The organism is Sphingomonas sanguinis, from assembly GCF_019297835.1.
In the GTDB taxonomy this organism is placed as follows: Bacteria; Pseudomonadota; Alphaproteobacteria; order Sphingomonadales; family Sphingomonadaceae; genus Sphingomonas; species Sphingomonas sanguinis_D.
This window is the reverse complement of sequence record NZ_CP079203.1, coordinates 3,031,172-3,043,021: the sequence shown is the minus strand read 5'-3', so window position 1 is coordinate 3,043,021 and position 11,850 is coordinate 3,031,172. Positions and strand designations below refer to the sequence as shown.

At 66.3% G+C, this 11,850-nt stretch carries 9 protein-coding genes and 1 tRNA gene; 3 read left to right on the top strand and 7 right to left on the bottom strand.

Translation table 11 applies throughout. The features are described 5' to 3' along the window. Nucleotide 1: 1 nt before the first annotated feature. The 3 genes from KV697_RS14250 to KV697_RS14240 form a co-directional block, all read right to left on the bottom strand. Entirely contained in the window at nucleotides 2-1,246 is a 1,245-nt protein-coding gene (locus KV697_RS14250; protein ID WP_219018754.1) for a nitrate/nitrite transporter, read from the bottom strand. Nucleotides 1,247-1,620: 374 nt separating this feature from the next. Continuing rightward, on the bottom strand, nucleotides 1,621-2,817 hold the full coding sequence (locus tag KV697_RS14245) for an ABC transporter substrate-binding protein (protein WP_219018753.1): 1,197 nt from the start codon (nucleotides 2,815-2,817) through the stop codon (nucleotides 1,621-1,623). Further along, entirely contained in the window at nucleotides 2,814-3,395 is a 582-nt protein-coding gene (locus tag KV697_RS14240; RefSeq protein WP_219018752.1) for an ANTAR domain-containing response regulator, read from the bottom strand. The genes KV697_RS14245 and KV697_RS14240 overlap by 4 nt, the downstream gene beginning before the upstream one ends. 152 nt (nucleotides 3,396-3,547) lie before the next feature. Here KV697_RS14240 and KV697_RS14235 point away from each other — a divergent pair, with 152 nt between their 5' ends. After that, nucleotides 3,548-5,641, top strand: a complete 2,094-nt coding sequence (locus KV697_RS14235) for a TonB-dependent siderophore receptor (RefSeq protein ID WP_257575353.1) — start codon at nucleotides 3,548-3,550, stop codon at nucleotides 5,639-5,641. Nucleotides 5,642-5,845: 204 nt separating this feature from the next. Continuing rightward, nucleotides 5,846-6,301 carry a DUF3429 domain-containing protein gene (locus tag KV697_RS14230; protein ID WP_219018751.1) on the top strand — a complete coding sequence of 152 codons (456 nt, stop codon included), beginning with the start codon at nucleotides 5,846-5,848 and terminating at the stop codon, nucleotides 6,299-6,301. Between the two features lie 4 nt (nucleotides 6,302-6,305). Here the strand turns inward: KV697_RS14230 and KV697_RS20155 are convergent, their stop codons facing one another. Further along, nucleotides 6,306-6,437, bottom strand: a complete 132-nt coding sequence (locus tag KV697_RS20155) for a hypothetical protein (RefSeq protein ID WP_257575352.1) — start codon at nucleotides 6,435-6,437, stop codon at nucleotides 6,306-6,308. An 84-nt stretch (nucleotides 6,438-6,521) separates the two neighbouring features. On the opposite strand from KV697_RS20155, the gene KV697_RS14225 reads away from it, so the two are divergent. Then, a tRNA-Thr gene (locus KV697_RS14225) sits at nucleotides 6,522-6,596 on the top strand. Between the two features lie 84 nt (nucleotides 6,597-6,680). Here the strand turns inward: KV697_RS14225 and KV697_RS14220 are convergent. The 3 genes from KV697_RS14220 to KV697_RS14210 are packed head-to-tail and all read right to left on the bottom strand — an operon-like array spanning nucleotide 6,681 to nucleotide 11,781. After that, nucleotides 6,681-8,495, bottom strand: a complete 1,815-nt coding sequence (locus KV697_RS14220; RefSeq protein WP_219018750.1) for a TniQ family protein — start codon at nucleotides 8,493-8,495, stop codon at nucleotides 6,681-6,683. Nucleotides 8,496-8,498: 3 nt separating this feature from the next. Beyond that, complete coding sequence (locus KV697_RS14215) at nucleotides 8,499-9,542, bottom strand: ATP-binding protein (protein ID WP_219018749.1); 1,044 nt, start codon at nucleotides 9,540-9,542, stop codon at nucleotides 8,499-8,501. A gap of 46 nt (nucleotides 9,543-9,588) precedes the next feature. After that, the gene (locus KV697_RS14210) at nucleotides 9,589-11,781 is read right to left on the bottom strand and encodes a hypothetical protein (protein WP_219018748.1); all 2,193 of its coding nucleotides are present in this window, start codon (nucleotides 11,779-11,781) and stop codon (nucleotides 9,589-9,591) included. Nucleotides 11,782-11,850 lie beyond the last annotated feature (69 nt).

Sequence of the window (11,850 nt, the reverse complement as noted above, 5' to 3'; positions counted from 1 at the left end):
ATCAGATCCGCACGCCCTCGGCCGCGCCCCAGCTGCGGCGCCAGCGGCTCTTGACCAGCATCAGACCCGCCAGCGCGACCAAGGCTAGCGCGGCGAAGATCAGGAACCCGCCCGAAAAGCTGCCCGTCCACTGCTTGGCGAAACCGAGCGACGAGGCGAGGTAGAAACCGCCGATCCCGCCCGCCATGCCGACCAGGCCGGTCATCACGCCGATCTCGGCGGCGAAACGCTGCGGCACCAGCTGGAACACCGAGCCGTTGCCGACGCCCAGCGCCAGCATGGACAGGACGAACAACGCCAGCGAGGCGGCGAACCCGTCGACCATCGCTACGCCGGTCAGCGTGACGGCGGCGGCGGCGAACACGCCGAGCAGGGCCTTCACGCCGCCGATCGCATCGGCCAGCGCCCCGCCCATCGGTCGCACCAGCGAGCCCGCAAAGACGCACGCCGCCGTGGCATAACCCGCCTGCACCGGGGTCAGGCCGAAGCGATCGGTGAAATAGATGGGCAGGCTGGCAGCCAGACCCACGAACCCGCCAAAGGTGACGGCGTAGAAGCCCATCAGCCACCAGGCATCGGCCTGCTTCAGGGGCGCCAGATACTCGACCAGACGGCGTGGCGGCGGGGCGCCCGGCGCGTCCTTGGCCATGACCATATAGGCGAAGAAGACGAGGGTCAGCGGCAGGCAGGCTAGGCCGAGAACGGCGTTCCAGCCGAACAGCTTGGCCAGGGCGGGGGCGAACAGGGCGGCGAGCACCGTGCCCGAATTGCCCATTCCCGCCAGGCCCATCGCCTTGCCCTGATGCTCGGGCGGATACCAGCGGCTGGCGAGTGGCAGCGCGATGGCGAAGCTCGCTCCCGCAAAGCCCAGGATGACGCCCAGCGCCAGCGTCCCGCCAAAGCTGTTCACCCCCAGCACCCAGGCGGAAAAGAGGCCGCCGATGACGATCAACTGGCTGATCGCCCCCGCCCGCTTCGGCCCGATCCGGTCGACCAGCAACCCGTTGACGACACGCAGCACCGCGCCCGCCAGCGTCGGCACCGCGACCATCACGCCCTTTTGCGCAGGGGTCAGCCCCAGTGTGGCCGAAATCTGCGGGGCGAGGGGCCCCAGCAGCACCCAGACCATGAAGGCCAGATCGAAATACAGGAACGCCGCGATCAGCGTCGGCGTATGCCCGCTCGACCAGAAACCGCCATCATCGGACTTTGTCTTTTCGGAGTTTTCCCAAAATGCCGTCGCCATCGTGCCGTCCCCCGGTTCAGTGGCCCAAACAGAAAAAGCCGCCAGGACGTGGACCCATGGGTCACATCCTGGCGGCTTCGTTGCCTCCAAGCGAAACGCGAGCATCCGCCCGCTTCCGCCAGCGCGCTACCCCGTCGTTGGAGCGGCCTGCGCTGCTATCTCGTATCCGACGCCATTGTCGGACGGCTCGAAAAATGCCTGATTCGCGGACGACACGCAAGAGGCTTTCGCGGCTGCAGCAAAACCAAGTCCGTTCCTCCCCTGCAAGGGGAGGTGGCGCGCGAAGCGGGTCGGAGGGGTGTCCCGCTATCGAGAGGGTTACACCCCTCCGTCAGGCCTGACGGCCTGCCACCTCCCCTTGCAGGGGAGGAATTTCAGGGAAGTGCCGCCAGATACCCCGGAATATCATCCGGATCGAACGCCCGCCCGTCGAAGAACGGATCGCTCCCGAGCATCAGCCGCCCTTGCGTAGAGCCCGCTCCGATCGGCTCGACCAGTGCGCCCTCCAGCTTGGAGCTCGCCCCCGGCAACGGCGCGCCCGATCCCGCCAGCGCGGCGCGGTACAGGTCGGGGCGGAACACGCCTTGCGCGGTCGCGGCGTCGGCGCCGGAGAAGGGCATCCCCTCCCACCGCACCATCTGCGCGTAGAGCCACGCGGCCTGGCTGCGCCACGGGAAGTTCGCGGCCTCGCGATACTGGAACATGAAGTCGGGATAATGGACCGGCTCGCCGCCCGGCACCACGCGGATGCGGTCGGTAATCGCGCGCAGGATCGCCCCCATTGGCGCGTCGAGATAATGGGGGCGCGACAAGATTTCGGCGCTTTGCTCGACCGTCTCGGGATCGATGAAATGCGCCGCCGCCGCGTGGAGCGCACGGATCAGCCGCAGCACCGCGTCGCGGCGCTCTTCGGCCTGGTCGCCGCGCATCGCCAGCACCTTTTCGACACCGCGCCGCCAGATCTGCGCGGTGGCCAGCGCGATCCGCCCCACCCCGCGATCGACCGCGATCGAGTTCCACGGCTCGCCGACGCAGATACCGTCCACCTCGCCCGCCGCCAGCGCATCGGCGGCGAAGGGCGGGCTCGTCACGACGATATCGACATCCGTATCCGGCCGGATGCCGACCCCGGCCAGCCAGTAGCGCAGCATGTAATTGTGGCTGGAATGACGATGCACCACGCCGAAGCGCAACCGCTGTCGTGCCGCCACTGCGCGCAGGGCCGCCCCCACCGCGATCGGATCGCCCAGCCCTTCGCCCAGCCCGCAGGCCTCGCCCAGCGCGGTCGAGAAGGTGATCGCATTGCCGTTCAGACCCAAGACGAAGGGCACCGCCATCGGCACCGCCGGGCGATCGCGGCCCAGCGCGGTCGCGATGGCGAGCGGTGCAACCATATGCGCGGCGTCCGTATGCCCATAGAGCAGCCGATCCCGCACCGCCGCCCAGGTGACGTCGCGGACCATTTCGATGCCCACGCCCTGCTCCTCGGCAAAGCCCAGCTCATGCGCCAATATGGGCAAAGCGGCGTCGACCAGCGGCACGAAGCCGATGCGGAACCGGTCGAGACTCACGGCAACTCTCCCATCAAGGCGTCGCTAGTCACAATCGCCTCGGCCACCTCAGCGATGCGCCGGTTGGATTGCATCGCATGGCCGCGCAGCAGCGCATAGGCGGCGGGCTCGTCGATGCCGCGACGGCGCATCAGGATCGCCTTGGCCCGGTCGATCGTCTGGCGGTCGGCCAGCGCGGTCTTGGCCTCGGCCAGTTCGGCCTGGAGTCGTGAAAAGGCCTGGAAACGGCGAATCGCGACATCGAGCACCGGCTTGATCCGCTGCTTGGCCAGGCCATCGACGACATAGGCCGACACCCCCGCATCGACCGCCGCCAGCGCGCTTTCGGCGTCCGACTGGTCGACGAACATCGCGATCGGCCGGTCGAGCGCGCGCGACATGGCGAAGAAATCCTCCAGCAGGTCGCGGCCGGGATTTTCCAGATTGATCAGCACCACCTCGGGCGCGCACGCCTCGATCTGGCGGACGATCGGCCCGGCGGGGTCGATCAGCACCTGATCGTCCAGTCCGGCCTCGCGCAGTCCCTCGGCGATGATCGCCGCGCGCGTCGTGCTGGTGTCGATGATCGCGATCCTCACGGGCGGATGGACTAGCGGCAAAGGCGCACATCATCCAGCCCGGACGATGAAGAGCGACATGACGTTTTTTTCAGGATCGCCGGGCCGAAGTGTTGCCTTGCAGCATCGCCGCCCTATGAGACGTTGCAACATACCACATTACCGGATCACCCATGGCCGTCACCGACCACTCACTTCGCCGTTCCCGCCTGGCCGCGCTGGCCCTTGCCATGACCACCTGCGTCATGCCGCTATGCGCCAATGCACAGGAAAGCGAAGGGCAGGAGAAGGCCGAGGATCGCTCGGACATCGTGGTCCTGGGCACCCGTCACTCGGTCGACCGCACCCTGTCCTCCGACCCCGCGACCGCGCGCATGTCGCAGTCCAGCCGCTCGCTGGAGCAGGACGTGTTGCAGGCGGCGGGCACCTATCGCCTGAACGACGCGCTGGAGCTGGTCAGCGGGTTCAGCCAGCAGAACAATCGGGGCGGCGTGCTCGATAATTTCGCGATTCGCGGCTTTCTCGGCACGCCCGACGGCGGCGCGGAATTCTATGTCGACGGCTTCATCGCCAATCGTGGCATGGTGCCGCCGCGCGACCCCGCCACGGTCGAGCGGATCGAGGTGCTGAAAGGTCCGGCGGGTGCGATTTTCGGCGATGTCGATCCGGGCGGACGGGTGAACATCGTATCGAAGATGCCGCGCTTCACCCCCTATGCCCGGCTGACCGCCACCTATGGCTCGTTCGACACCCGCCGGGTCGAGGCGGACGCCACGGGGCCGCTCTCCGACACCTTCGCCGCGCGGATCGTCGTCGCGGCCGAGGACAGCGATGGCTGGCGCGACACGGTGTCGCTCAAGCGGCGGGTGGTCTCGCCCTCGCTCACCTGGGCGCCCAGCGATTCGCTGCGCCTGACCTATCTGGCCGAATTCATGCAGTTCGACACGCCCTTCGATCGCGGTATCCCGGCGGTCGGCGACGATGCCAATGCCCTGCCCCGCTCGAATTATTACGGCGAGCCGTCCAACGGCCTCACCCGCTTCCGCAACGAGCGGCACCAGCTGACCGGTCTGGCCCAGCTGGGCGACGGATGGACGCTGAACGGCGGCATCGTCTGGCGGACGGGTTCGCTCAAGGGCTTTTCGGCGGACCAGTCGCGCATCGTCGGCACCCAGGTCTGGCGTCAGCGCCGCTCGCGCGACTTCGTGATCGACGATCTCGCCGCGCGGCTGGAGCTGGCGGGAACGATCGGGCGGCACCAATTGAGCCTTGGCCTCAAGGGCTATCGCATGACCTATGGCGAGCGGTGGATGCGGCGCAATCCGTCGGCGGCTTTCCCTTATGCGGTCGATCTCTACGATCCGGCATCGACCTATGGCGGGAACGCCGCGTCGCTTCTGCCCTTCACCAACAATGACGAGAATCGCTGGGCGGGCACGCTGTACGTCCAGGACATGTGGGCGGTGACCGACCGGCTGACCCTGGTCGGTGGCGCGCGGGTCGATCCCTATCGGCAGAAGATCGTCAACAACCGCACCGGCGGCGTCGGGCAGATCGTCGACCAGCCGGTCAAGTTTCGCGCAGGCGCGCGCTATGCGGTGGACGACCACATCTCCGTCCATGCCAATTGGGGCGAATCCTTCCTGCTCAATTCCGGCACCGGCCGCACCGGCGAGGGTTTCCAGCCCGAGGAAGCGCGCGGTTACGAAGTCGGCATCGCGGGGCGCTGGGCCGGGCTGGACCTGGGCATGACCTGGTTCGACATCGCCAAGAGCAACATCCTGACCACCGATCCGGTCGATCCCGGCTTCAACGCGCCGGTCGGCCGGATGAACAGCCGGGGGATCGAGGCCGACGCCTCGCTCCGCCTCGCCCGCCGGTGGCAGGTGATCGCCAATTACGCCTGGGTCCATGCCCGCAACGACGACAAGAGCTTCGCCACCCCGGCGGTACTCGGCGTGCCCGCCCATTCGGGGACGGTGCTGGTCGTCCACCAGCTGCCCGTTGCCGGGCACGACTGGCAGCTGAGTGGCGGTATTGCCTATGTCGGCGACCGGGCAGGCTCGCTCGACGCGACGCCGCTGGTCCTGCCCTCCTATGTGAAGGCCAAGGCAGCCGTCGAGGTGCCCGTCGCCGACCGACTGCGCTTCCGGCTGGAGGCCGACAACTTGTTCGACGCGCGCTATGCGGCGAGTTCGTACAGCCGTTTGTGGATCTATCCCGGCGCGCCGAGGACGGTGCGCGCGTCGTTGCGGGTGGAGATCTGACATCCCATTCCTCCCCTGCAAGGGGAGGGGGACCATGCGCAGCATGGTGGAGGGGTGTCACCCCTATCGAGAGCGTGACACCCCTACGTCAGGGCTTCGCCCTGCCACCTCCCCTTGCAGGGGAGGAATGGGCGTTGTCCCGAATGAACCAACACGCGGCCCCTGCGAAGCCACCCCGCAACGCCATGTTTCGGGAATGCCGCGATGAACCACACTCACCTGCCACGACCACCGCTTGTCCTAGGCGCGGCGGGTGTGTTGCCGCCTCTGGCCTGTGTCGGGCTGGCGCTGGTTGATCCGACGCTCATCCTGCCCGCGACGATCGGCGGAGGACTTTATGCCGCGCTGATTCTGTCCTTCCTGGGCGGAATGTGGTGGATGGAGGCACTGCTTCGCCGTGACGAGCGGGGCTGGCCCTATCTGCTCGCCGTGCTGCCCAGCCTGATCGGATGGGCGCTGCTGGTGCCGCCGCTGCTGGCGGGTGGGTCGATCCGGATCGCGCTGATCCTGCTGGGGCTGGTCGTCATGGTCTCGCCGCTCGCCGACATCCGGGTCGGCACGGCGATGCGCAGCCTGACCGGCTGGGCGCCGCTGCGCTGGGCCTTGTCGCTGGGCTTGGGGGGCCTGACCCTGATCCTGGGGCTGATCGCACCCCGCTGAGCGGTCAGGCGGGCGCGTCGCGGGGGGCGGGATCGGGCGTGTGGACGCCATCCTGTTCCCGCGCCTGGGCCTTTCGCCGCTTCAGATTTTCCCGGAGCGCCGCCGCCAGCCGCTCCGCGCGTTCGTCTTTTGCCATGGCATTTCGCATAATCCGCACAACGGGCGCTTGACAATGGCCGCCCGATCGTCTCTAGGCGCGCTTCCCGCGGTGAACGCGAGTGCTGCCGTAGCTCAGTGGTAGAGCGCATCCTTGGTAAGGCTGAGGTCGTGAGTTCAATCCTCACCGGCAGCACCATTTTTCATGACGTTGCCCCTTAAGGGCTGCGTTATCGCCCCTTAGGCGCATAAGCACCTCTTCCCACCTCGGGCGTATCGAACTCTACCGGAAATCAAGAAGGTCGACGGCAGGCAGTACCTCGCTGCGCCGCCAGCCGAGCTCGTCGGCTCGAAGAACACCTTTGCGCTCAAGGATAGCTTCCAAGCGCGACCCATGTACCCCGGTGCGCGCCTGTAGCTCCGCCAACGTAACCCGAGTGCGTGCTTTGTGGAGGAGCTTCTTCCATTCGATGCTCCACGCACCGTTGAGTGGCCCGACTGCCGCGTCGGCGATGAGATGCGCATGCTTCAGCGGCAGGTTGAGGACCTCGGTGGCATCCCGCTGGGAACAGGAGCCTTCGAAAACGGAGCCGGTTGACGATGCAAGATCAATCGATCGCAGATCAAGCGCGTAGGTCCGGTCGACCACTATGTCGGAGATTTTGCGGCCGTGCATGCTGAAGGGCACGATTCCATCGACCAGATCCCTGACCATCCGGCCCCATGGTTTCGGCCCCCCGCCGATCGCACGAGCTGCCCGCTGAAGCGTGATCGCATCAGCGATCGCCTTCTTCGGCACGGCCGCGCGCTGCAACGCTCTCTCGAGATCGACCAACTGCGCCGCATCAATCTGATGTTCGCCGTATCGATCCACGAGATAGGGATGGGATTCGAAGACGATCAGCCCCTCGTCGGCGAGTAGCCGCATCGCGTAAGCGGGCAGGCCGAGAAGCGTGGCGGCACGGTCAGGACCGAGCCTGGCGCGGAGAAAGTCCTTCACCGTTTCGATCTCACCGCGGTCCAGCATCGGCATGATCCGGTTGGCGCGTACCGCTACCCGAGTCCGCAGGCGACCGGCCCGCCGCGCCATCGCCAGATCGTACTCGAGGTGTCCCGTCAATCGCATGGCCTGCCGCATATCGATGGTGTGCTTCGCACCGTCCGAGATCGGCTTCAGGGCCTCCTTGATCGCCGCAGTCACGGGTGCCGGGGTGATCCCGCCGTCCATCCCAGCGACATAGTGACCTATGCCCGGGTAGCGGACGTTCGGCCTCGAGCAACCATGCTCATGCACGGCGACCTCCAGTGCGGGGACGAACGACGAAGGCCAGTCCAGAACGATTCGAACTGCTTCGGCGAGCGAAGCGGTGTACTTCGGCAATTGCTCGAAGTCGGGCTTCGTGCCTCGAATCGGACGATGCCCGCTGCGGGTCAGCGGCATCAACGCGAGCGCGAGTTCGAAGACCATCCCGCCGTCCCAATCCTTCAACTCGGAAGGCAGACGCTTTCTTGCTTCCGAGCGCCGTTCCGGGTGCGGGTCGAGCAGCCCAACGATGAACGATAGATCGTCACGGAGTTCGGCGGGCACCGATGCGCAGTGGAGCGTGCCTAGATCCGTGTTGCAGATGTCGCAGCGGTCGAGTCTTTCGGCGTACCGCCAACCCTGGATCGCACCGCACGGACAGCTGTCGAGGAGGTACTCCCAGCTCTCCGTACAGCACGGAACGGTCTTGAGCGACCATAGCGCCCGCGCATGCGCGCTCCGGCCGACCGACGTCGGTGCGAAGCGGCGATGACGGAAGAGGATCTCGTCCGCCCGCACCGCCACTCCGAAGTGGTCGACGAAGCCCTTCCTACCGGATGCTGCATGCCTCCTCATCGCCACCTCCTCCACCGGCACCCGCAAGATCGTGGCGAGCCGATCACCGTCGATCATCGGGGACAGCGCGACGGTGGGATTCTGGGCATGCGGCGCACCGACCTGGCCCAGCAGCACGTGAGAGGACGGGAGCAGATTGCGGGCCGCCGCCCGAGTGACGAGACTCATGAGGGATTCGCCGATGATCGGGGAGACCTTCCAGAGCAGCGGACCGGACATGCCTTATCGGCCTGCGCGGATCTTGAGCGGATTGTGCTCGATGGTGCCGTCCTGGAGGCACCACGCATCCACGGCGTCAGACAGACGCTCGTAAGAGATGTGCTTCTCCCCTGCCATCAGCACTGGTTCCAGGGCGGCGAGGATGATGTTGTGCAGTTCGCCGATCAGACCGTTGCTCGCCTCGCAGAGATCCTTCGCCAGCGTCGGCTCCCCTAACCCGGACCGGGTCGACAGAATACCGTCCTGCACCATCCTCGCATCGAGACGTCGCAGGAACTCCGTCCAGATCTCGAGATCGGCGGCAACCCGATGGTCGTAGGGCGCGAGGACGACCTGCGGCGCGCTACGCATCTTCAACTCACGGTTGTTCGTGAAGAGCGACTGTGCATCGGTCGTACCCATGAGTACGATCGGCACCCAGCCGAGCGTCAGGATGTTCTTGATGGTGTTCGCGGCGTCCGTGGCGAGATGCTTCTGCCTGAAGTGGTTGAGTTCATCGATGATGAGCAGTTCGACACCGAACTCCTTGAGGCCCTGACGCACTCGCCTCAGCAGCAGTTCGGCCTCGCCCCTGGTCGAATAGTTGTCGCCGAGTGCACCCAGGATAGAGCTGGCCAGGCTCTTGGGGGTGCCCGTCGTTGACAGGGTGACGTGGAGAACCGGCTTCATCTCCGGATCACGATCGGGCTGGCCCGCCACATGGGCGGCGAGCAGTCTGGCGCAGGTGCTCTTGCCCGCACCGGACGGCTGGAGGTAGCGGTACGCCCGGCGCTGCTGCCCTTCCGGTTGCCTAAGACCCATCATGCGCAACGTGTCCATCTGCCTTACGCCGGTGATCTGCGGTGGCGTCGGCAGAATGATGCTCTCGAACGCGGCGAGCCCGCTGCCTACCACGTCGGCGAGCATCGATGGGAGCATCGCCTTGGTCGGGGCGTTCAGCGGAGCCGCGTCATCGGTCGGTTCCGCGATGGTCCTCGGCGGAACCGCCTTCGCGCAGGCGTGCCGCGGCGGCAGCTTGGTCCGGCTGCGTTCGTTCCCGATCGACACGGGACTGTTCCTGCTGCTCGTCATCGCTTGGTCCTTTCCAGGTGGGTCACTGGTAGCCTCCGTCGCTCCAGCCGGAATCGAGACGACGACCGACGTACGCGTCGTCATCCGTGGCCCGATGCTCCTGAACCGACGGCGCCTCCTCGCGCGAGGCGTCGCGGGGATCGTGCCGGTCGTGCTTGTGCCTGTTGCGGCCCGAACTGCGCGGAGCGATGCGGTTGGCATCGCGACGCGATGCGACCCTCGTGTCGTGGGAGAGCTTGTTCTCCATGCCGCTGGGGCTCGATGCGATCCGCAGCACCTCAGCGGAATTACCCAGATAGTTCCGCCCCTCCTCGGACTCGATGAGGCGAGCAGCGGCGCGGCGATCGGCCATCGCGGCTTCGGGCAGCACGCGGGCGTAGGTTTTGGTGAACTCCTCGCGGACCTTAAGCATGTCGAACTCGTCCTCGAACGCGAGCGCCCTCTTCTTCGCGAAATCCTTCAAACGGTCATGCAGCCACAGCGGGAGCGCATCGGCGTAGCGGCGGCGGGTGCACGGGATGGGGACGTATTCGCGAAGATGTTCGTCGAACAACCAGGCCTTGCTCAGGTCGTTCGGATCCCATTTGATCTTGACGTCGGCGAAGGTCTGCTTCTTCGTGCGTGACGACTGACCCCTCGCAAGTGCCAGATGGTGGAGAATGTCCTCGTTCGAGTAGGGATGGGCGTCGTCGGTGCCGTTGGAGCCGTAGCGCAGACCCTCGATCACCGCACCGTCACCGCGGAAGCTGGCGTAGGACACGTTGCCGATCGCTCTACGGAAGTGATCGATGTCGTGCACCCAATCGAGCCCGTGCTCCTCCCGCTGTTCGCGCCAGACGTCCAACGGCGGGCGATCACCGAGTTCGGTGTGGTTCTTGGTGTGGTACCTGGCGACCGCCTCGGCGAAGAGGATTCGGAAGTGCTCGAGCGTGGCGACGGCGTGCTTCGACGGATCGTATCCGAATTCGCGCATGAGCGGGATGTCCCAGGTGCCGGCGGGAAGCATCTCGCGAACGATGTTCTGCAGCGTTCCGAGACAACTCTCGACATGCGGCTTATGGGTGGGTTGCTTCGCCCCCGCCCAGCGGACGCCGAACCCTATGTCTCCGCCCGCGTCCTGCGCGGCGCGCGCGACCTGATGCTTGGCGTTGTCCACCAGGAAGTAGCCGACCACCCTGCCGCAGATCTCGGCCAGTTCCGGAATGTTGCGGAAGCTTTCGGGTACCTCCTTGGGCAGACCGGTGCTCAGCAGTGTCCGCATGTATGTCGCATGGCTCGGAACGTCGTACGAGATGTCCCAGCCGACGATCGCGCGGGTATACACGTCCAGCGCTATCGTCACCGTGGGGACGCCCACCGGCACCCGTCTCACGGGATCGATGATGAAGACCATCGGGAAGGGCGTGTCGTCCAGCTGGACGATTTCCAAGTATCGCGTCGGCTCCTGCGCGACGCCGCCGCCGCCGAAACGCTGCCGCCGTGCCTGCGTGCCGTAGGCGACGGCGAAGCCGGCAGCGCTCTTGGCCCGTTCCACCTCGATCGTGAAGATGCGCCGGGTGCACATCCTGACCTCGGCCTCGGGCTTCTCGAGACCGCGTTCGAAGTCGAAGATCTCCAGGTTCTCGCCGCGCTGATAGCGCAGGACGTCGTCGGCCGCCTTTCTGAAGTACGTGCTGATGGACTGCTTGGGCTTCGAATGGAACGTCAGGGCATGGTGCTTGATGATGGCCAGAACGACGGGATCGATCCGGCGACGCCTCGGCACGATGTTGCTCATCGAGGCGAAGTCGGCCGGACGACGGTCGTTCGGCCGACCACGGGTCCTGACCCATGTGCGGAAGGTAGTGGCGCTGGGCACGCGACCGAAGCGTTCGACGAGGTCGGCGAGGTCGAAGTGCTTCCTCCACCACTCCGCGATGCCTCGCTCGCTCAGCGCGCACTGCCCCACCCGATCCCAGACGGACAGGGCCTCCTCCCGCAACATGTACCACCTGTCACGGACCTGGTCCGGATCGGTCTTCTGTTTGGCTTCGACGAGTTCCTGCCGCGTCGGCTCGGCCTTGCGCGCCCGTCGACGGACGAGATCGTTCAGGGGATCCGCGCGCAGGATCAGAGCCTCGGCGGCCATGAGACGGAGAACCATGTCGACGGTGGGCCAGACCGGCATGCCGGTCTCCGGATCCGGCACCTCCAGGATCCATCCGTCGCCCGACATGAAGACGGCCCGACCGTTCGGAGCGATTCCCGTGAAGACGCAGGGGCGCCCCCTATACCAGAAATGGCT